The 20,345-nt window shown below is 71.3% G+C and carries 15 protein-coding genes; 11 read left to right on the forward strand and 4 right to left on the reverse strand.

What is annotated here, in order from left to right:
- Window positions 1–29 precede the first annotated feature (29 nt).
- Window positions 30–1,829 carry a prolyl oligopeptidase family serine peptidase gene (locus ABZT04_RS04140; protein WP_356052694.1) on the forward strand — a complete coding sequence of 600 codons (1,800 nt, stop codon included), beginning with the start codon at window positions 30–32 and terminating at the stop codon, window positions 1,827–1,829.
- 110 nt (window positions 1,830–1,939) lie between these two features.
- On the opposite strand, the gene ABZT04_RS04145 is transcribed toward ABZT04_RS04140, so the two are convergent.
- A complete protein-coding gene (locus ABZT04_RS04145) occupies window positions 1,940–3,829 on the reverse strand; it encodes an NAD-binding protein (RefSeq protein WP_356053064.1) in 1,890 nt (629 codons plus the stop codon).
- A gap of 179 nt (window positions 3,830–4,008) precedes the next feature.
- Between ABZT04_RS04145 and ABZT04_RS04150 the strand changes: the two genes are divergently transcribed.
- The 6 genes from ABZT04_RS04150 (at window position 4,009) to ABZT04_RS04175 (ending at window position 8,155) form a co-directional block, all read left to right on the forward strand.
- Window positions 4,009–5,070: a permease gene (locus ABZT04_RS04150; protein ID WP_356052696.1), complete on the forward strand. Its 1,062-nt coding sequence runs from the start codon at window positions 4,009–4,011 to the stop codon at window positions 5,068–5,070.
- Window positions 5,067–5,819, forward strand: a complete 753-nt coding sequence (locus ABZT04_RS04155) for a TIGR03943 family protein (RefSeq protein WP_356052698.1) — start codon at window positions 5,067–5,069, stop codon at window positions 5,817–5,819. The genes ABZT04_RS04150 and ABZT04_RS04155 overlap by 4 nt, the downstream gene beginning before the upstream one ends.
- Window positions 5,820–6,028: 209 nt before the next feature.
- Window positions 6,029–6,772 carry a hypothetical protein gene (locus ABZT04_RS04160; RefSeq protein ID WP_356052701.1) on the forward strand — a complete coding sequence of 248 codons (744 nt, stop codon included), beginning with the start codon at window positions 6,029–6,031 and terminating at the stop codon, window positions 6,770–6,772.
- Window positions 6,773–6,905: 133 nt separating this feature from the next.
- Window positions 6,906–7,250 carry a MerR family transcriptional regulator gene (locus ABZT04_RS04165; protein WP_356052703.1) on the forward strand — a complete coding sequence of 115 codons (345 nt, stop codon included), beginning with the start codon at window positions 6,906–6,908 and terminating at the stop codon, window positions 7,248–7,250.
- Window positions 7,251–7,452: 202 nt separating this feature from the next.
- Window positions 7,453–7,656, forward strand: coding sequence for a cold-shock protein (locus ABZT04_RS04170; RefSeq protein WP_019063123.1), 204 nt, complete (start codon window positions 7,453–7,455; stop codon window positions 7,654–7,656).
- A gap of 169 nt (window positions 7,657–7,825) precedes the next feature.
- Window positions 7,826–8,155, forward strand: coding sequence for an SCO5918 family protein (locus ABZT04_RS04175; RefSeq protein ID WP_356052705.1), 330 nt, complete (start codon window positions 7,826–7,828; stop codon window positions 8,153–8,155).
- Between the two features lie 93 nt (window positions 8,156–8,248).
- Here the strand turns inward: ABZT04_RS04175 and ABZT04_RS04180 are convergent, their stop codons facing one another.
- Window positions 8,249–9,307 carry a helix-turn-helix domain-containing protein gene (locus ABZT04_RS04180; RefSeq protein ID WP_356052707.1) on the reverse strand — a complete coding sequence of 353 codons (1,059 nt, stop codon included), beginning with the start codon at window positions 9,305–9,307 and terminating at the stop codon, window positions 8,249–8,251.
- Window positions 9,308–9,549: 242 nt separating this feature from the next.
- On the opposite strand from ABZT04_RS04180, the gene ABZT04_RS04185 reads away from it, so the two are divergent.
- The 3 genes from ABZT04_RS04185 to ABZT04_RS04195 all read left to right on the forward strand — a co-directional run bounded on the left by ABZT04_RS04185 (window position 9,550) and on the right by ABZT04_RS04195 (window position 17,384).
- Window positions 9,550–10,194 carry a hypothetical protein gene (locus tag ABZT04_RS04185; protein ID WP_356052709.1) on the forward strand — a complete coding sequence of 215 codons (645 nt, stop codon included), beginning with the start codon at window positions 9,550–9,552 and terminating at the stop codon, window positions 10,192–10,194.
- Window positions 10,195–10,317: 123 nt separating this feature from the next.
- Window positions 10,318–12,465, forward strand: a complete 2,148-nt coding sequence (locus ABZT04_RS04190; RefSeq protein WP_356052711.1) for a flotillin family protein — start codon at window positions 10,318–10,320, stop codon at window positions 12,463–12,465.
- A gap of 95 nt (window positions 12,466–12,560) precedes the next feature.
- The gene (locus ABZT04_RS04195; RefSeq protein WP_356052713.1) at window positions 12,561–17,384 is read left to right on the forward strand and encodes a DNA repair ATPase; all 4,824 of its coding nucleotides are present in this window, start codon (window positions 12,561–12,563) and stop codon (window positions 17,382–17,384) included.
- Here ABZT04_RS04195 and ABZT04_RS04200 read toward each other — a convergent pair.
- Window positions 17,375–17,722, reverse strand: coding sequence for a hypothetical protein (locus ABZT04_RS04200; RefSeq protein WP_356052715.1), 348 nt, complete (start codon window positions 17,720–17,722; stop codon window positions 17,375–17,377). The two genes, ABZT04_RS04195 and ABZT04_RS04200, sit on opposite strands and share 10 nt — an antisense overlap.
- 126 nt (window positions 17,723–17,848) lie before the next feature.
- Window positions 17,849–19,177 carry a helix-turn-helix transcriptional regulator gene (locus ABZT04_RS04205; protein WP_356052717.1) on the reverse strand — a complete coding sequence of 443 codons (1,329 nt, stop codon included), beginning with the start codon at window positions 19,175–19,177 and terminating at the stop codon, window positions 17,849–17,851.
- A gap of 201 nt (window positions 19,178–19,378) precedes the next feature.
- Here ABZT04_RS04205 and ABZT04_RS04210 point away from each other — a divergent pair, with 201 nt between their 5' ends.
- Complete coding sequence (locus ABZT04_RS04210) at window positions 19,379–20,191, forward strand: DUF4232 domain-containing protein (RefSeq protein WP_356052719.1); 813 nt, start codon at window positions 19,379–19,381, stop codon at window positions 20,189–20,191.
- Window positions 20,192–20,345 lie beyond the last annotated feature (154 nt).

The raw sequence follows: 20,345 nt of genomic DNA on the forward strand, positions 1-20,345 counted from the left end.
ATGTCTGTGAGGGCGGGCAGTATGGGGCCATGACTGAGAGCAACAGGTCCGAGACCACACCGGACTGGGAGAAGCGCTTCAGGGCGCCCCGAGTGTCCCTGCCCGACTGGGCGGAGGACGCACCCGACCGTTCCCTGTTCGTGTCGAACGCGACAGGGACGTACGAGCTGTATGCCTGGGACCGGGCGACGGGCGAGCAACGCCAGGTCACGGACCGGCCGAACGGCACGACGGACGGTGTGCTCTCCCCGGACGGGGAGTGGATCTGGTGGTTCGACGACAAGGACGGCGACGAGTTCGGCATCTGGCGCCGCCAGCCCTTCAAGGGCGGCCCCGACGAACCGGCCGTCCCCGGTCTCGAACCCTCCTACCCGGCCGGGCTCGCCCTCGCCCGGGACGGCCGCACGGCAGTCGTGGGCCGCTCCACGGACGAGGACGGTACGACGATCCACCTCGCCCGCACCGGCGAAGAGACCACGCTGCTCTACCGCCACCGCGAGTCGGCGGGCGTCGGCGACCTCTCGCACGACGGTTCGCTGATCGCGATCGAGCACACCGAGCACGGCGACGCCATGCACTCGGCGCTGCGCGTCCTGCGCCCGGACGGCACGGCGGTCGCCGACCTCGACGACACCAAGGGCGGCACCGAAGAACTGGGCCTCGAGGTGCTCGGCTTCGCCCCCGTCGACGGCGACACCCGCCTCCTCATCGGCCATCAGCGGCGCGGCCGTTGGGAGCCCCTGGTGTGGGACGTGGTCAAGGGCGGCGAGACGGACCTGGACCTGGACCTGCCCGGTGACGTGAGCGCCGAGTGGTATCCGGACGGCTCGGCCCTCCTCGTCGCGCACAGCTTCGAGGCCCGCAGCGAGGTGTTCCGCTACGACCTCGCCTCGGGCGCGCTGGTGAAGGTGCCGACACCGGTCGGTTCGCTGTCGGGCGTCACGGCCCGGCCGGACGGCAGCGTCGAGTACCTGTGGTCCTCGGCCGCCGAGCCGTCCACCGTGCGCTCGACGACGGGCGAGGTCGTCCTGGACCCGCCCGGCATGAAGTCGCCCGGCTCGGTGCCGGTCGAGGACGTGTGGGTGGAGGGACCGGGCGGCCGGATCCACGCGCTCGTCCAGAAGCCGGCGGGTGCCACGGGCCCCTTCCCCACCGTCTTCGACATCCACGGCGGCCCGACCTGGCACGACAGCGACTCCTTCGCGGCCGGCCCGGCGGCCTGGGTCGACCACGGATACGCGGTCGTCCGGGTCAACTACCGCGGCTCGACCGGATACGGGCGCGCCTGGACGGACGCCCTGAAGTACCGGGTCGGTCTGATCGAGCTGGAGGACATCGCGGCGGTCCGGGAGTGGGCGATCAGCTCCGGGCTCGCCGACCCCGGGAAGCTGATCCTCACCGGCGGCTCCTGGGGCGGCTATCTCACCCTCCTCGGCCTCGGCACCCAGCCCGACGCGTGGACGCTGGGCATCGCTGCGGTGCCGGTCGCCGACTACGTCACGGCGTACCACGACGAGATGGAAGTCCTGAAGGCCATGGACCGCACCCTCCTCGGCGGCACCCCCGAGGAGGTCCCGGACCGCTTCGCGGCGTCCTCCCCGCTGACCTACGTCGACGAGGTCACCTCCCCGGTCTACATCTCGGCCGGTGTCAACGACCCGCGCTGCCCGATCCGCCAGATCGACAACTACGTGAAGCGCCTGGAGAAGAGAGGCGCCGTGCACGAGGTGTACCGGTACGACGCGGGACACGGGTCACTGGTGGTGGACGAGCGGATCAAGCAGGTGAGACTCGAACTGGACTTCGCGGCACGGCACTTGGGCCTCTGAGCGCCGGTCACCTCCAGCCCGGCCGGCGTTTGAGGACGAGGCCCTTTCGGGCCGAAGCGGGGGTCTGGGGGCGCAGCCCCCAGCACCGCCCGCCTCGGCACAGGGTTCCATCAAGTCCCGGCACGATCCCGAGGCCTGCGCCCGAGCAACTCCGCCAACCCCCGCCGAGTCGCCGCGAGCACAACCCTGTCCGAGCCCCGCAGGACATATGTGTCGGGGAGGTCCCACACCAGCCCCGACCGCCGTACGTCCTCCGAGGCGTCCCGTGTCGCCGTGTCCAGCGCCAGCACCCGCCAGGACCCGGCGCGGAACGCCTCGGCGACCGTCTTCCCCTCCAGTTGGGGATGGCCGCCCACGGTCATCGCCGCGAACAGCAGCACCCGCCGCTCGACGGGGATGGCGCCCAGGATCTGCCGCCCCATCATCGCCCCGGCGAACGCGGGCGCGGCCAGATGGGAGACGCTCCGGCTCCGGGTCAGGGCGTGCGGATGGGCGGCGCGCAGGGTGCGGTACACGGCGGTCGCGAAGTCGTCGTCGTAGAGCCGTAGTACGACCCGCAGATCGGGCCGCACGGACCGCGCGTAGAGCACCGCTTCGAGGTTGGTGGTGTCGGAGCTGGTGACCGCGAGCAGGGCGTGGGAGCGGTGGATCTTGGCGGATTCCAGGACGCCCTCCTGGGTGACGTCGCCGAGGATCACCGGCACCCGCAGCCGGCGCGCGACCGCGAGCCCGCGGGCCTCGGGGTCGGCCTCGACGCACACCACGGGGATGTTGAGTTCCCGCAGCCGGGTCAGCACCCGGGTGCCGATCTTGCCGAGGCCGAGCAGCACGACATGCCCGCCGAGCCCCCGCGGCGGCTTGCGCAGCGCGGACGCCGTACGGAACGTGCCGAGCGCCTCAAGGACCGCGGCCAGCAGCACCGGCAGCATCAGCAACCCGACGAGACCGGAGAGGAGTTGGAGGATCTGCCGCCCCAAGGACGCCCCGATCGCGGGGTCGTCGATCGCGAAGAGATCGAGCAGCGTCAGATAGAAGGCCCGCAGGGGATGGATACCGGTCACCAGCCACAGCGAGACGGCGAGCGCGATCACGCACGCCACCATGCCGGCCAGCGACCAGCGCAGCCGCCGCGAGAAGAGGGAGGAGAACGGCGGTACGACACCGCCCCCGCCCCCGCGCCCGCCCGGCAGTTGGGGTCCGGCGTACGACACCTGTTCCAGGACGACGGTGCCGCGTCCGGTGGCCGAGGCGACGGCCGCCGCGTCCGGCAGCAGGCGCGGTCCCTGTTCGCCCATGCCCTCGGAGCCGTCCGCGCCGGCCGGGTCGCTGCTGGTCGCCGACAGCAGGGCGAGGGTGGCCAGTCCGGGGTCGGCGACCTGTCCGGGTCCCGGCGGCGGCCGTTCCACCGCGCGCAGCAGCAGCCCGTCGGTCTGGACGACCTTGCTGGTACCGGCGAGCGCGGTGGCGGCCAGCGCGGGCGCGGCCGTGTCGGCGTCGGAGAGCACGGTGGTGGACGCATCGAACACGGGCCCACCCTCCTCGCCGGTCGCCAACGCGGCCGCCTGGTCGAGGAGTTCCTCGATGTGCTGGCCCAGACGCCGGTTGTAGAGGCGGAGCACGAGCCGGATACGGGGATTGAGGCGGCGGGCGGTGAGGGCGGCGCGGATGTTCGTCTCGTCGTCATCGTGGACGAGGGCCAGCGCGGTCGCCCGCTCCACACCGGCCTCGACGAACACCGCCTCGGTCAGCTCGGCGGCCTCCAACACCCGCTCCCCGCGCGGGGGTTCGGGGGCGGCGGGGGTGCCGTTGCCGTTCGCCCGGGCCACCGCCGCGTTGACCCGGTCGAGCAGGGCCACCGAGGCGGCACGCGCGCGGCCGACCACCGGTGGGCGGGCGGTGGCCTCGGAGAGCGGTACGACGAGGGTGATCTGCTCGCCGTAGACACTGCGCAGTTCGGCGGCGAGCCGGTGGGCGAGCGCGTCGTCGCCGCACACCACCATGTGCGCGCGGGCGGTGCCCGGCGGGGTCTGATTCGGAACGCTGCTCGCCACGAGGGAAAAGACTGCCCCAAGGAGGCGGGTGGTTCCAGTTTTCCGCTGAACACCCGTGCCCCGGCTGCCGTATGCAGGGGGAGGGAGCAAAACTCGCGAAACCCGCGTCTGCCGGAGGTATCTCACCCGTGGCCATCACCACCGAACCAGCCGCGCCGACCACGGAGCCGCCGTCGACCGCGGAAACGCCACCGACTGTGGAAGCGCCCGCGACACCGCCCGCACCCGCCAAGGAGGGGGGCTGGCATTTCAACTCGCCGCTCGTGCTGACCATGGTGCTGCTCGTGGTCGTGCTGGCACAGGGGCCGATCCGGCAGGCGCTGTCCGCGCCGGTGATGCAGAGCTGGATGACGGTGTTCGTGGCCGTGGTCGTGCAGGCGCTGCCCTTCCTGGTGCTGGGCGTGCTGCTGTCGGCGGCCATCGCGGTGTTCGTACCACCGACGTTCTTCGCCCGCGCGCTGCCGAACAACCCGGTGCTGGCCGTGCCGGTGGCCGGGATGGCGGGCGCGATCCTGCCGGGCTGCGAGTGCGCGTCCGTGCCGGTGGCCGGTGCGCTGGTGCGGCGCGGTGTCACCCCGGCGGCGGCGATCGCGTTCCTGCTCTCCGCCCCGGCGATCAACCCGATCGTGCTGACCGCGACGGCCGTGGCGTTCCCGCGCAACCCCGAGATGGTCGTCGGCCGGTTCGTCGGCAGCCTGCTCGTGGCCTGTGTGATGGGCTGGCTGTGGCAGCGCCTCGGCCGCACCGACTGGCTGCGGCTGCCCGCCCACGAACCGCACGAGGGCGAGACCAAGGGTGCCGCGTTCTGGGGCTCGGTGCGGCACGACGTGATGCAGGCGGGCGGGTTCCTGGTGCTGGGCGCGATGTCCGCGGCGACCCTCAAGGCGGTCGCGCCGGCGAGTTGGCTGCGCACGGCGGCCGACAACCCGGTGGTGGCGATCCTCGCCCTCTCCGTGCTCGCCGTCCTGCTGTCGATCTGCTCGGAGGCGGACGCGTTCGTCGCCGCCTCGCTCACCCAGTTCTCGCTCACCGCGAAGCTCGCGTTCCTGGTGGTCGGCCCGATGATCGACCTGAAACTGTTCGCCATGCAGGCCGGCACCTTCGGCCGCGGCTTCGCGCTGCGCTTCGCACCCGCCACCTTCGCCCTCGCCATCGCGGGCGCGGTCGTCACCGGGGCGGTGCTCCTGTGAACCGGCAGGCACAGGCGGCGGTCATGTTCCTGGTCGGCGCGGCCCTCCTGCACGCGGGCCTCACCAACCTCTACCTGCGCTACGTCAAGGCCGGACTCCAGCCCCTGCTGCTGCTCTCCGGCGCGGTCCTGATCGTGGCGGCGCTGGCGACGGCCTGGTACGAGTGGCGCCGCTCACGGCTGGTCAAGGAGAAGGAGACGCAGGAGGCGCACGGAGAGGGCGAGGCTCAGGGGCATGTGCACCGCGAACCCCGTATCTCCTGGCTCCTGATCCTCCCCCTCTTCGCCCTCATCCTGGTCGCCCCACCGGCCCTCGGCTCCTACAGCGCGGTCCGCACGGGCACGGCCCTCCAGCAGCCCTACGGCCTCTCCAAGCTCCCCGACAGCAACCCGCTCACCATCGGCCTGGTCGACTACGCGAGCCGCGCGGTCTACGACCACGGGCACTCCCTCGGCGACCGCCGGCTCAAGGTCACCGGCTTCATAGCGCTGGACAAGTCGGGTGCCCCCTACCTGGTCCGCATGGCCCTCAACTGCTGTGCCGCCGACGCCCAGCCGGTCAAGATCGCGCTGACCGGCAAGATCCCACCGGTCCTCCAGCCCGACACCTGGCTGGAGGTCACCGGCACCTACAGCGCCAAGCAGACCAAGGACCCCGTCAACAACGGCCCGATCCCCTACTTCCAGGTCACCGAGGCCCGACCGGTCCCGACACCGAAGGACCCGTACGACGAGAGCTGGAACCAGTAGGGCTGAACCAGTAGGGCTGAACCAGTAGGGCTGGAACCAGTAAGGGGTGGCGGGCCCGTCGCCGCCCGCGCCTCACCGCCCGCCCCCGCCACCCGCGCGGGCGTACCGTGAAAGAACCGGGGATTTCTCGTGCGCCGGATCGCACCGGGGCCGTCCTCGGCGAATGACGACGCCGGGTGGGTGTGCGCGCCCGGGGCAGGGCTCAGCCCATGACCGTGAACGTGCCCGGTCGGCCGACGGCCGCGCGACTCGTCGAGCGCGGTGCGGCGGACCGGGAGCAGGCGTGGTCCCCGGCCGGCCGGGAGCGCGGACCCTCGCCCACGCAGGGCGACCGCGTCCGCCCGCTCAGCCGGCGCCAGATCGAGGACCGCTTCGAGGACCTGGGCGATCTGTACGAGGAGACCTGCGGCGGGGCCCGTACGGGGAACCCTTCGCGCGCTGCCTTCCTGCGGCGGCTGGCCGGTGACATCCGGCGCCCCGGCTTCGCCCTCCTGATCGCCGAGAACACCACCCTGACGGCCTGCGCCTACGGTTTCCCCGTGCGCGGCACCGACCCCTGGTGGCAGGGGTGCGACGCCGATCTCCCCCGGAGCCTGCGCGGCCTCGCGGTCACCGGCGGGCTCTTCGCGTTCTCCGGGATCGTCGTCCCGCCCCGCGTGCGCACCCACTACCAGGACCGGGACTGGAACCTCGCCCGGCGCCTCCAACGCAGGCTGCTCGCCGACCACGCGCCGGCCCTCGGCATCGCCCTGGTGCCCCGCACGGACACCGAGACACTGGCCGCCTACCGGGCCTGGGGCTGGCAGGACGTCGTACGGAAGGTCGCCACGGACCTCGAACGGTCCTCCGAACGGACCGCAGGAGAAGCCCCCGAACGGGGCTCCGTGCCAGACCCCGTAGACCTTGATCCGCAGCCGTTCGGGCCCTGCTACGTCCTGATCCTGGGACGCTGACCGCCCCAAGCCGCGTCAGGACATCTGTGCTCGCCGCGACAGAGATTCACCGGGTGCGACTAGAGTTCCCGTACGGGGAAACCCGGATCCGTGCGGTGGGCCGACCCTCAGGTGGCCCGCAGGAAAGGTGTACATGCCCGCAGAAAGCCAGCAGCCCGCGGCCGACCGGCTCGACGACGACCACTACCCGGCCTACACCATGGGCCGGGCCGCCGAGTTGATCGGTTCCACCCCCGGTTTCCTACGGTCACTGGGCGAGGCCGGGCTGATCAGACCGACGCGGTCGGACGGCGGACACCGCCGCTACTCGCGCCATCAGCTCCGTACGGCCTCCCGGGCCCGCGAACTGGTCGACCAGGGGACCCCCATCGAGGCCGCCTGCCGCATCATCAGCCTGGAGGACCGGCTGGACGAGGCGCTGCGTGTCAACGAGGAGTTGCGGTCCGGCGAGGAGCGCGAGGAGCAGCAGAAAATCTGATGCGCCCGAAACAGAAATTCACTGTTTTGTGCGGCGCTTTTCGCACACAATTTCACCGCCGCGAAAATGGGTTCCGTGCTAGGCTGACTTCAGTTGCAGTTGTGGTTGCCAATTTTGAACCGGGTTTCCGGACAGGTGATCATCACGGCGATGGAGGAGATTCGTAAAGTGCGGATCTCGTGCACTGCCTAGGAGTTAAGACATGGCCACCGGTACCGTGAAGTGGTTCAACGCGGAAAAGGGCTTCGGCTTCATCGAGCAGGACGGCGGCGGCGCTGACGTCTTCGCCCACTACTCGAACATCGCCACCCAGGGCTTCCGCGAGCTGCAGGAAGGTCAGAAGGTGACCTTCGACATCACGCAGGGCCAGAAGGGCCCGCAGGCGGAGAACATCGTTCCCGCCTAAGCACGCGAGACTGCGAAACAGGGGCCCGCACCTTGGGTGCGGGCCCCTTTTCGTATCTGCTCATTTAGTCGCCGTTCCTCGGCCACCCGCCGTTCTTCGGCCGTTCTTCCGCATTCCCCGCGGAGAAATCCTCCCCTCTCCGCCCGCTCGAACCCCTAGGTGAGGCACCATGCGCTGCGTGATCGCCCGTTACCCCTTCGATCTGACGAAGAGCGAGGTGGAGGAGATGCTCAAGGGCATCCGCCCGGAGCAGCCAGTCACCGGCCCGTGCGCCGTCATCAGCCGCAAGCTGTACCCGGTCAAGCAGGTCGGCGAGGTCATCACCAAGCAGGACCGCCGTGACTTCACCGCCTTCGAGGTGACCAGGGCCCTGACCCGGCTCGGCTTCACCTGCCACGAGACGCCGCCCGCGCCGGCCACCCCCGCGCCCTCGGCTCCCGAGCCCACCGCGGACGCCGGTCCGGAATCGACCTCGTACATCGGCACCACCCTGGGCTGACGCCTCCGCCCCCACCGCTCCAAACACCTCAAGCGACCACGCCGCCGACGATCCATCCGGGCGCGGGGTCGCTTTTTTCTGCCCGCCGGGCCCTCACAACTCGCTGTCGGGCCAGCCCAGCAGACGGGCCCCGATCACCGCCGTCTGCAACGTGTACCGCTGGCCGGGATTGGCCGGATCCGCACCGGTGAGCTGGTGGATACGCTCCAGGCGGTAGGTCAGCGCGCGCACGCTCAGCGAGAGCCGGCGGGCCGTCTCCGCGGCCACACAGCCGCAGTCGAAGTACATCGCGAGGGTGTCCAGCAGCGGTCGCGGACCGCCGCGCGCCCTGGTGAGCGGGCCCAGCGCGTCCAGCACCAGATCGGCCATGGCCTGTCGGTCGCGGGTCAGCACCGGGTAGACCAGCAGGTCGGCGGCGCGCAGAAGAGGCCCCTCCAGGTCGAGCCGCTCGGCCAGTTCGAGTGTGTTGAGGGCCTCCTCGTAGGACTGGACGATCCCGCCCGCGCCCGGCCGCGGCCGGCCGATCGCCGCGCGGGTGCCCTCCGCCGCCGCGTACGACTGCTTGGCGAAGTGGGCGAGGACCTCGTCCTGGTCGCCGGGCGCGACGCACAGCATCCGGCCGGCTTTCGTGGTGAGCAGGATGTTGCGGTCACCGAAACGGCTGATCATCGCGCGCTCCACCTGACGCGGCACGGGCGCGCTCTCGTCGTACGGCGTCGGGCCCTGCACCACGGCGACGGCGTGCGTGTGGGACAGGCGCAGGCCGAAGCGCTCGGCGCGTTCGGCGAGCCGACCCAGGTCGCTGCGGCCGTAGAGGAGGTCGTCGATGAACTCCCGCCGGGCCGCCTCCTCCTGGCGTACGGCGAGGCGCTGGGCGCGGTCGTAACCCTCGGCGAAGGCGTCGACGGCCTGCTGCACCGCGGCCAGGACGCAGTCGGCGGAGCCGGGGGTCTGCGGCCAGGCGGTGCGGGTGGCGGTCAGATGGGCGCTGACCAGGGCACGCAGTCCGTGGCCCGCCTCGGCCGCCTGCTCGCCCAGGGTGCGGCGGGCCTCCAACTCGGCCCGGGTCAGGCGGCGTCCGGTGCCGGCCACCTCCGCCAGGAGCTGCGCGTACCCCGCCAGATACTGCTCAGGCATCCCGCGCTCCGGCAACTCCGCCCCCTGTTTTCTTGACGCCCCGGTAACGCTTTCTTAGCGCGTCACCGGCATCAAGACCCTAATGAACACTGCCGGGTTCCGGCAATGCGCGGGCGCGCACCCCGCGCGCACCATGGCGCCAGGGGAGCACCGCGGAAGGATCCGGTGCCGGACACCGGCAGGTGTCCTGCACCGGAACCGCGATCCGCGCATCCCCGTGGGCTGTCAGGGCGAGCGAGGGAACGGGGGCGGGGACCATGGGGGCGTTCGTCGCGGCCGCCATCGGGTTTCCCGCCATCGTCTTCACCGCGGCGCTCGTCGTGGTCGTCCTGTACTGGCTGCTGGTCGCGCTCGGCGCGGCCGACGCCCACGGACACGGCCATGCCCACCTCCACTCCCGCGCGCACGGCGACGTCCGGTGGCTGGGCGGGGTCCCGGTGACGCTCGCCTTCTCGCTGTTCGTCGCCGTCGGCTGGCTGATCAGCTTCTGCGCGAGCGTGCTGCTCGTCCCGTCGGGCCCGATCGGCGTTCTGGTGGGGGTGGTTGTGCTGCTGGGCGCGGTGTTCGTCTCCTGGCGGACGACCAAGGTGCTCGTACGACCCCTGCACCGCCTCTTCCCCGACGAGGCAGGGCCGTCCCGGCTGGACTTCGTCGGACTGACCTGCACCATCCGCACGGGGCGGGTCGACGGGACGTTCGGGCAGGCCGAGGTCAGGGCCGTCGACGGGTCGGCCGCGGTGGTCCAGGTGCGCCAGAACGACGACGGCGCTCTCACCCATGGCAGCACCGGACTGCTCTATGCCTACGACGAGATCGGCGAGTTCTTCTGGGTCGCGCCCTACGACAGTGCGCTGGACCCGAGGACCGGTCCGGGCGGCAACCTGGGCGGCCACCCGGGGTAGGTCGTCAACGCCTGTTGGCCTACGACCGTTGGCCGACGCCAGTTGGCCCACGACCGTTGGCCCACGTCTGTTGGCCCACGTTCGTTTCACCACCCTTCTTCTCATCCCTTGAGGACCCATGTCATGAACGCCATCACCGTGGGCATCGGTGTGTTCGTCGCCGTTGTCCTGCTCATCGCGCTCACCCTGCTGCTGATGGTCGGCCGGCTGTTCCGGAAGGTGGAGCAGGGGCGGGCCCTGATCGTCTCCAAGACGAAGAAGGTCGATGTGACCTTCACCGGTGCGGTCGTCCTGCCGGTGCTGCACAAGGCCGAGTTCATGGACATCTCGGTGAAGACCATCGAGATCCGCCGCACCGGCCGCGAGGGCCTGATCTGCCAGGACAACATCCGGGCCGACATCCACATCAGCTTCTTCGTGCGGGTCAACAAGACCGTCGAGGACGTCATCAAGGTCGCGCAAGCCATCGGCACCCAGACCGCGAGCGACCCGGCGGCGATCCAGGACTTCTTCGCCGCGAAGTTCTCCGAGGCGCTCAAGACCGTGGGAAAACAGCTCGACTTCGTCGATCTCTACACCAAGCGCGAGGAGTTCCGGGACCGGATCATCCAGGTCATCGGCACCGACCTCAACGGCTACCACCTCGACGACGCGGCCATCGACTTCCTCGAACAGACGCCGATGACTCAACTCGACAACCAGAACATCCTGGACGCCCAGGGCATCCGCAAGATCACCGAGCTGACGACGATCGAGCACGTACGCACCAACGAGTTCCAGCGCACCGAGCAGAAGGAGATCACCCGGCAGAACGTCGACGCCCGGGAGACCATCCTGGAGTTGGAGCGCCGGCAGGCCGAGGCGGAGATCCGGCAGCGGCGCGAGGTGGAGACCCTGCGCGCCAAGGAGGAGGCCGCCACCGCGAAGGTGCAGGAGGAGGAACGGCTGGGCGCGCAGACCGCGTTCCTCCGCACCGAGGAGCAACTCGGCGTCCAGCGCGAGAACCAGGCCCGCGAGATCGCCGTCGCGCAGAAGAACCGCGAGCGGGTCATCGCCGTCGAGAACGAGCGCATCGAGAAGGACCGCCTCCTCGAAGTCATCGCCCGCGAACGGGAGACCTCGCTGTCCGGGATCGCCAAGGACAAGGAGGTCGAGGCCGAGCGCCGCGAGGTCGCGGACGTGGTGCGGGAGCGGATCGCCGTGGACCGTACGGTGGCCGAGCAGGAGGAGGCCATCAAGAAGCTGCGGGTGGTGGAGGAGGCGGAGCGCACCCGGCAGGCCGTGATCATCGCCGCCGAGGCCGAGGCGCAGGAGAAGCTGGTCAAGGACATCAAGGCGGCCGAGGCAGCGGAGGCCGCCGCCAAGCACCGCGCCGGTGAGCAACTCACCCTCGCCGAGGCCCGGTTGAAGTCCGCCGACCTCGATGCCCGAGCCAAGCTGCGGCTCGCCGAGGGCATCCAGGCGGAGGCCGCCGCGGCCGGACTCGCCGAGGTCCAGGTCCGCGACAAGGAGGCCGAGGTCACCGTGAAGGCCGGCCGCGCGGAGGCCGAGGCCACGGGGGCGCGGCTGCGGGCGGAGGCGGAGGGCACCGAGGCCCGCCTGCGGGCGGAGGCCGAGGGCACCCGGGCCAAGGCGCTCGCGGAGGCCGAGGGCGCGCAGGCCAAGGTGCTCGCGCAGGCCGAGGGCGTACGGGCGAACGCGCTCGCTGAGGCCACCGGCATCGGAGAGAAGCTGAAGGCCGAGGCGGAGGGGCTCACCGAGAAGGCCGCCGCGATGGCCGCCCTCGACGACGCCTCGCGCGGCCACGAGGAGTACCGGCTGCGGCTCCAGGCCGAGAAGGAGATCCGGCTGGCCGGGCTCGATGTGCAGCGGCAGGTCGCCGAGGCGCAGGCCACGGTGCTGGCGACCGGTCTGGAGAACGCCGACATCGACATCGTCGGCGGCGACTCGGTCTTCTTCGACCGGCTGATCTCGTCGATCTCCTTCGGCCGCGGCGTCGACGGCTTCGTCCAGAACTCCGAAACGGCACAGGCGTTGGCGCGTCCGTGGCTGGACGGCACGTCGAACATCGCCGACGACCTCGCCCGCGTCCTCGGCTCGGTCTCCACGGCCGACGTGCAGAACCTCACCGTGTCCGCGCTGCTCACGCGGCTGATGACGTCGGACACGGCGAACGCGGGGCAGCTACGGCAACTGCTGGACAAGGCTGGTGAGTTGGGCCTCGCGGACACTCCGCTGGCCGCGCTCAACGGCCACCCGGTGAAGGCCTGACCCCACCGACGGTCCGGAACTGCCGCACAGGGGACGGCAGTTCCGGACCACATCCCCGAGCGACTCTTCTGATCGTGCTTCCTTGAGAGGGACCCATGACCACCGGCCTGGACACCGGCACCTACGAGGTCCTGCGCGACCGCCTCGCCGCACAGGCCGCCGAACTCGCCCGACGTGCGGAGGCGCTCAACGCCCGCCGCACCGAGGAGTTCGGCTCCACCCGCCTCGAACTCACCGGCACCGAGCGCCTGAACACCGAGCACCCGGCCGTGCCGAGCGACATCGTCGCCGTAGGGGACGTACTGCTCTTCGGCCACCAGGTATCGGTCGGCATCACCCGCGAGACGACGGTGGCCGACGTCCTCGCCCCGCACGACCGCCACGACCTGCGCCGGCTGCCCGAGGACGCCGTACCCGGGCTGCTCGACGACCCCGACTTCGTGCGGGAGTTCACCGCCCTCCACCGCTACTACCGCCAGGCCCGACTGCTCCAACTCCGACGCGTCGACGGCAAGTTGCTCGCCGTCTTCCGGACCGGCGAGAAGGCCGACGACATCCGGGTCCTGCGCTGGGCGCTGACCGGAGACGGCCGGGCGGCGACCTTCCTGGACGCGCACGGCGAACGCGACCACGTCCTCCCGCCGCCGTACGACTTCGAGTGGACGGAGACGACCCGCGAGGACCATGTCCCCGGTCGGCACCCGCACGTCCGGATCCAGGACGGGCTGTACGTCGACACGGTCGGCGGCACCCTCACCGTCAAGGTGGAGGACAACACCGAGACGGGGGAGGGGATTTACTCCGAGCCGGTGGACGAGCCGTTGCAGTCGCCGGCCGACGCGGAGATCGCGTACGCGCGGGTGGGCGCGCTGGTGCTGCTGCGCGTCCGGCCGTACAAGGAGGAGGCACAGCGCTTCCTGGTCTTCAACACGCTGACCAAGGGGGTCGTACGACTCGACCGGATCGGTCTGTCGTGCAGGCGGCTGCCGGAGGAGCAGGGGATCGTCTTCCCGGGCGGGTACTGCCTGGCGACGGGGGCGTACAAGACCTTCGAAGTGGACGTCGCCGGACTGGAGTTGGCCCGTGTCGTCCACTCGCCCAACGGCGAGGACGTGCTGTTCGCGTACCGGGCGCGGGTGCCGGGCCGTAGCCTCCTGCTGCCGTACAACCTGATCCGCAAGGAGATCGCGACCCCGCTGTCCTGCCAGGGCTGGGCGCTCTTCGACGACGGCATGCTGATGGTGCTGAGCGAGGTCGGCGAGGGGGAAGCGGCCCGCGTCCATCCGGTGCGGATCTGGCGCACCCCGTACGTCTCCGACACCCACGCGGCCGCTCAACTCACCGGCCCCGGGCCGCTGTTCAGGGTGGGCAACGCCGATCTCGTGCGCGGGATCTCCGACTGTCTGTCCCTGACGGGCGCGGTCGCGGGGATGGAACCCACGACGGAGATGTACGAGGCGCTGGTCGCCGCGTGTGTCCGCGCGGCGGACTCGTACCACTGGCTCGGGGACGCCGAACTCGGCGATCTGGGCGGCCCGTTGGCCGACGTCCGGGTCACAGCGGAACAGGTCCTGAGCGAGTTCGAGACGGTCCGCACCCTGACCGCCCGGGCCGCCGACGCCCTCGCCGATGCCACGGACCGGCTCACCGCGCTCGTACGACGGCTGCGCGGCGAGGTGCCCCGGGACGCGGCGGGCTGGGTCGCCGGGCTCACCGAACTCCGGCGGGCGCAGGGGCACTTGCTGACGCTGAAGGAGATGCGGTACGCCGACACCGCGCGGATCGACGAGCTGGCGGCCGGGGTGCAGGCGGACCTCGGGGCCTTCGGGCAGCGGGCGGTGGCGTTCCTGGCGCGCGAGGACGCCTTCGCCGGGCACCACGAGCTGATCGACGCGCTGGTCGCGGAGGCGGGCGAGCTGGTCACGGTCGCCGGGGCGGCACCGGTGACCACCCGGCTCGACGAACTCACCGACGGGCTGCGGACGGTGACCGAGGTGATCGCCGGGCTCGACATCGGCGATGCCACGGTCCGTACGTCGATCCTGGAGCGGATCGCCGAGGTGCTGGGCGGGGTCAACCGGGCCCGAGCGACGCTGGACGCCCGCCGCAGAGAACTCCAGGACCGGGAGGGCAGGGCGGAGTTCGCGGCCGAGTTCGCGCTGCTCGGTCAGTCGGTGACCGGCGCCCTCGCGGACGCGACGACACCTGAGGCCTGCGACACCCAACTGGCTCGGTTGCTGGTCCAGTTGGAGAACCTGGAAGCACGCTTCACCGACTTCGACGACTTCCTCGACCGACTGACCGACCGACGCACCGAGATCTACGAGACCTTCTCGGGCCGCAAGCAGACCCTGGCCGACGAACGGGCGCGCAGGGCCGAGCAGTTGGCGGCCTCGGCGACCCGGGTCCTGGAGACCGTGGCGCGCCGGGCGGCCACACTCGCCGACACCGACGCGGTCAGCACGTACTTCGCCTCCGACCCGATGGTGACGAAGATCCGCCGCAGCGCCGACCGGCTCCGGGACCTGGGCGACCAGGTGCGCGCGGAGGAGCTGACCGGCCGGCTCGCGGCGGCCCGCGAGGAGGCGGCCCGCGCCCTGCGCGACCGCACCGACCTCTACACGGACGGCGGCCGGACCCTGCGCCTGGGCCGCCACCGCTTCGCCGTGAACACGGAGCCCCTCGACCTCACCCTGGTCCCCTCCGGCGAGGGCCTGGCCTTCGCCCTCACCGGCACGGACTACCGATCCCCGGTCACCGACCCGGAGTTCGCGGCCACCCGCGCCTTCTGGGACCGCCCGCTGCCCTCGGAGTCACCGGCGGTCTACCGCGCGGAACACCTCGCCGCCCGCCTCCTCGACGAACACGGCGCACCGGCCCTAGCCCAGGAACCCGACCTCGCGGCCCTGGTCCGCCGGGCCGCGCAGGAGTCGTACGACGAAGGCTACGAACGAGGTGTGCACGACCACGACGCGACCGAGATCCTCACAGCCCTGCTCCACCGCTACGAGGCCGCGGGCCTGCTGCGCCACGAACCGGCCGCCAGGGCAACGGCGTTGCTGTTCTGGACACACGGCACGAGCGCGGCGGAACGGGAGAGCTGGACCCTTCGGTCGAGATCGCTCGCACGGGCCCGCGACACGTTCGGACCGACCCCCGCCGTCGCGGGCTTCCTCGCGGAGCTGGCGGAACGCACGGGGGAGAGCGCGGCGGCCTACCTCTTCGACGAACTGACCACCGCCCCCGAGGGCTTCGTGATCAGCGCGGGCGCGCGCACGCTGCTCGACAAGTTCCGGCGCACGGTGGGTGGTTCGGCCTACGACGACGATGTGCGGGCGCTCGACGACCCGGGTGCGCGCCGCCAGTTGGTGGAGGCGTGGCTGACGGCGTACACGACGGCGTCCGGTACCGAGGTCGACCCGGGGGACCTGGCGGAGGCGGTCGCGGCCGAACTCTGTCCGGACGCTGCGCGGTACGAGTCGGACGCGCGGGTGACGGAGACGGTCGGGGGGCTGCTGGGCACGCACCCGCGGATCGAGGCTGGTTCTCTTTCTTTCCGGGTCGACGAACTCCTGGCACGGACACGGGAGTTCAGGGCGACAGAGGTTCCCGCCCACCGCGCGTACCAGCGCCGCCGTACCGCCCTGGTCGCGGCGGAACGCGCGCGCCTGCGGCTCGACGAGTACCGTCCGCGCGTGCTGTCGTCCTTCGTGCGGGGGCGGCTGGTCGACGAGGTGTACCTCCCGCTGGTCGGCGACAACCTGGCCCGGCAGATCGGTACGGCGGGGGAGGGGCGGCGCGGCGACTCGGGCGGTCTGCTGCTGCTCATCTCCCCGCCGGGATACGGCAAGACGACCCTCATGGAGTACGTCGCCGACCGGCTCGGCCTGCTGCTGGTCAAGGTGAACGGCCCGGCCCTCGGCCACGGCGTCACCTCCCTCGACCCGGCCGAGGCGCCGAACGCGACCGCCCGCCAAGAGGTGGAGAAGGTCAACTTCGCGCTGGCGGCGGGCAACAACGTGCTTCTCCACCTCGACGACATCCAGCACACCTCGCCCGAACTCCTCCAGAAATTCATCCCGTTGTGCGATGCCACGCGAAGGGTGGAGGGCGTGTGGGAGGGAGCGCCGCGCACCTACGACCTGCGGGGCAAGCGGTTCGCGGTCTGTATGACCGGCAACCCGTACACCGAGTCGGGCGGGCGGTTCCGCGTCCCCGACATGCTGGCGAACCGTGCCGACGTCTGGAACCTCGGTGATGTACTGACCGGCAAGGAAGCGGTGTTCGCCCTGAGTTTCATCGAGAACGCGCTGACCTCCAACCCCGTACTGGCCCCGCTGGCCGGACGCGACCGGGACGACCTGGACCTGCTGCTCCGACTGGCGCAGGGCGACGCGACGGCCCGCGCCGACCAGCTTTCCTACGCCTGTGCGCCCGCCGAACTGGCCCGGATCGTCGCGGTGTTGGGGCATCTGGTCACCGCCCGCGCCACGGTGCTGGCGGTCAACGCCGCGTACATGGCGTCGGCGGCGACGACGGACACGGACCGCACGGAACCGCCGTTCCGGCTCCAGGGGTCGTACCGCACCATGAACCGGATCGCCCGGCGCATCGAGCCGGTGATGAACTCCCGTGAGTTGTCGGCGGTGTTGGACGACCACTACGCGGCTGAGGCGCAGACGCTGGGGTCGGGGGCGGAGGCAAACCTGCTGAAGCTGGGGGAGTTGCGGGGCACGCTGAGCCGCGAACAGGCGGTGCGGTGGGGCGAGTTGAAGACGGCATACGGGCGGGAGCGGGGTGCGGCGGAGGGCGATCCGTTGAGCCGTGCGGTGGTGGCTCTCGGGGTGCTGGCGGAGCGGGTCGGGGCGGTGGAGGCGGCGATCACGCGATCACGCGGGAGTGCGGGCGGCTATAGCTGAAGCAGGCGTTGCGTGATCTCGCGGTACTGGCGCAGCGCGTGCCGGAGTTCCTCGGACTGGGACTCCGGGTCCTGGTCGGCCCAGCCGGCGCGGAGGAGTTCTCGTCGGGCCGCGAGGGCCTTCACGAGGTGGGCGGTGGCCTCGTCGTAGGCGCTCTCCGCTTCTTCCAGGGCGTCGCCCGGGGCGTCGGCGAAGGTGTTGAGGGCGTGCCGCAGGCGCTGGAGGACCTGGTCCCGTTCGCCGGCCGGGAGCAGCGGCTCCGGGCCCGGGGTGCGGCGCTCGGAGGAGCCCCGGTTCTGGCTCGCGGGCTGTTGGGCGCGTGTCTGGTCGTACATCATCGGGGGTCGCTTCCGTTCCGCCTGACGGCGTTGGGGGATCGTCCGGGTACCGGCCACTGCCCTGCGCCGTGCTGCCAGTCAACGTCCGGGGACGGTCCGTGTCAACGTGACGGCGTGGCGGCCCCCTCAGTCGCCCTGAAAGGGCACCCACGCGCTGTCGTCCAGCGAGTAGATGTACCGCGGGCGTCCGGCCATGCCGCTGGTGCGGAACGGTTTGCCCTGGTCGTCGATGCGCAGCACACCGTGGCGGGTGCCGCTGGTCCACGCCAGCTCCATGTACCAGCGCACATCGTGGGACGCGGCGGCGGCCGTGATGTACAGGACCTCGGGGTCGCTCTCGCTCACCTTGTACGGGAGTCCGGTCTGCCCGGACTTGGGCGTGGCCACCGGGCGGCTCGCGTCGAGCCCGACGTCGAAGGAGTGCGTGGGGACGCCACCGCCGCAGCCGACCCCGAGGTACCCCATGGTGTACGCGTTCCAGGCGACCGGCGCACCGCTGCCGACCACCCGTACGTTCAGGGAGTTGAGCACCACGGTGTCGTGGCCGGTGCCCTGCACGGTGAGTTCGAGGTACTGGCTGTCGGCGGAGACGGCCCCCAGCGCGCTCACCCAGCTCGGCGCGTCCTGCTCGGTCGGCGGAGGCGGCAGCTTCCCCTGCGAACGGTCGACCAGGTAGGTCTGGCTGCACGGACTTTCCCAGGCGTACGGCCGGGTCGTCACCGTCAGCGGAACCTCCGTCGCCACGTCCGCGTCCCCGCCGGACTTCGCGCTCTGGGAGGCGGAGACGTCGCCGCCGGTGGTGGCGGACCGGGACGGACTCGCGGTGTCGGAAGGGGACACGGAGGAAGAGGGCGAGGAGGTGGACGCCGCCGTCGGGGAGGCGGTCGGTGAATGGGCGCCCCGCTTGGTGGCGGTCACGGAGCCCGCCTCCTGCTTCTGGTCGTCGCCACCGCCGGACACCAGGCGGGGGACGAGGGCCGTGGCGGCGAGGACGACGGCTACGGCGGCGGCTGTGAGGAGGGTGATGCGGCGGCGGTTGTGGTTGCCGCGTACGGGGGGCTGTGGTTCTTGTACGGAGGGTCGGCTCGCCGAAGGGGTGGGGTCGGGGGTGGGCTCGGTGGTCGCCTCCGTGCCCGGTTCCGGTGGTGTATCTGCCGTGGTGGGCGTCTCGGTGGCCGCCTCCGTGGCAGCCCTCCGGTCCCGCTGGCGTGCCCCGTCGGCCAGGATCCACCGGCGGTGGGCCTCGACGAGTTCTTCCGGGGACGCCTTGCAGAGCCGGGCGAACCGCTCCACGGGGGCGTACTCCGTGGGTACGGCGTCGCCGTTGCAGTAGCGGTGCAGCGTCGACGTACTCATGTGCAGCCGCTTCGCGAGCACGCCGTAACTGAGCCCCGAACGGTCCTTGAGCTCCCGTATCAGCGCCGCGAACTCGGCTGTCTCCTCAGGCGTCGCCACCTTTCCCCCATTCCAGTCAGGTGTTCCAGGGAGTCATTGTTCCCCCAGGTGAGAGCCCGTGCGAACGTTCCAGGTTCCCGTATATCCCGGCTGTCCTAGCTGCTGGGACGGAAAGCGGCACAGGCTGCGGTCATCAAAGCACGCCGCCCGCCGAACAGATGGGCGGCCCGCCAGTCACCACTTTCCGAGGGGGATACAGCCATGTCCACGTTCACCGCCCGCACCCGTTCCCGTACCCGCACCCGTCTCTTCGCCTCCGCCGCGACCGTCGCGCTCGCCGCGCTCTCGCTCACGGCCTGCAACGACAAGTTGGGCGTACAGGACGAGGGCGCGGCCAACCAGGTCTCTCCCTCTTCGTCGTCGTCCTCCTCTTCCTCTTCGGTGGCGACTCCGGAACCGGCCGGGACGAAGACCGGTACGGCGGGACAGGCCGGCGGTTCCACGTCGGGTGGCTCGTCTACGGGCGGCTCGTCTACGGGTGGCTCTTCGACGGGCGGCTCGTCGACGGGGGGCTCTTCGACAGGCGGCAGCAAGGGGTCCGGGGGCAGCAAGTCGAGTGGGGGCTCCGGCACGGACACGTCCGCGGCGAGCGTCCCGTGCAGCGGCGCCAACACCAAGGTGACCGCGCAGACGGTCAAGAGGCCCATCAACCACATGCTGCTCACGGTCACCAACACCGGTTCCAAGATCTGCGACCTCTACTACTACCCGGCCGTGAACTTCGGCGACGCCCAGTCGGTACCGCCGGTGATGAAGGAGTCCCAGCCGCAGGCGGTCACGTCTCTCGCCCCGGGCGAGTCGGGCTACGCCGGCGTGGCCCTCTCGGGCGGCAACGACGGCAGCGGCACCAACGGCCACACCGCCAAGTCCCTCTCCGTCTACTTCTTCGACCGCGCCAACAACAGCATCAGCCCGGCGGCGACGCCGACCCTGCCGACGAAGGGCGTCTACGTCGACGACTCGCTGCGGGTGACGTACTGGCTGTCGGATGCGCAGGACGCGCTGTCGTACTGAGTGCGTTGATCACTCGGGGCGAATGCCAGAGGGCCGGTGCTGGATTCAGCGCCGGCCCTCAAAGTGCTGCTCAGCACAGCGGGGGGCCGACTCGCTCCCCGAGCCCCGACGCGAGGGTCGGGCCCGCCGCTGATCGTCACCCCGGTGCGGGGGC

The sequence above is a fragment of the Streptomyces sp. NPDC005492 genome, from assembly GCF_040605995.1.
Classification (GTDB): Bacteria; Actinomycetota; Actinomycetes; order Streptomycetales; family Streptomycetaceae; genus Streptomyces.

Excerpts from the sequence above, each read along its gene's own strand:
- ABZT04_RS04145 (WP_356053064.1), bottom strand. The coding sequence starts at position 3,829 with ATGGTGGTGTGCGGCGACGACGCGCTCGCCCACCGGCTCGCCGCCGAA.
- ABZT04_RS04160 (WP_356052701.1), top strand. The coding sequence starts at position 6,029 with ATGACCGTGAACGTGCCCGGTCGGCCGACGGCCGCGCGACTCGTCGAG.
- ABZT04_RS04170 (WP_019063123.1), top strand. The coding sequence starts at position 7,453 with ATGGCCACCGGTACCGTGAAGTGGTTCAACGCGGAAAAGGGCTTCGGC.
- ABZT04_RS04190 (WP_356052711.1), top strand. The coding sequence starts at position 10,318 with ATGAACGCCATCACCGTGGGCATCGGTGTGTTCGTCGCCGTTGTCCTG.
- ABZT04_RS04175 (WP_356052705.1), top strand. The coding sequence starts at position 7,826 with ATGCGCTGCGTGATCGCCCGTTACCCCTTCGATCTGACGAAGAGCGAG.
- ABZT04_RS04165 (WP_356052703.1), top strand. The coding sequence starts at position 6,906 with ATGCCCGCAGAAAGCCAGCAGCCCGCGGCCGACCGGCTCGACGACGAC.
- ABZT04_RS04185 (WP_356052709.1), top strand. The coding sequence starts at position 9,550 with ATGGGGGCGTTCGTCGCGGCCGCCATCGGGTTTCCCGCCATCGTCTTC.
- ABZT04_RS04195 (WP_356052713.1), top strand. The coding sequence starts at position 12,561 with ATGACCACCGGCCTGGACACCGGCACCTACGAGGTCCTGCGCGACCGC.
- ABZT04_RS04200 (WP_356052715.1), bottom strand. The coding sequence starts at position 17,722 with ATGATGTACGACCAGACACGCGCCCAACAGCCCGCGAGCCAGAACCGG.
- ABZT04_RS04210 (WP_356052719.1), top strand. The coding sequence starts at position 19,379 with ATGTCCACGTTCACCGCCCGCACCCGTTCCCGTACCCGCACCCGTCTC.
- ABZT04_RS04140 (WP_356052694.1), top strand. The coding sequence starts at position 30 with ATGACTGAGAGCAACAGGTCCGAGACCACACCGGACTGGGAGAAGCGC.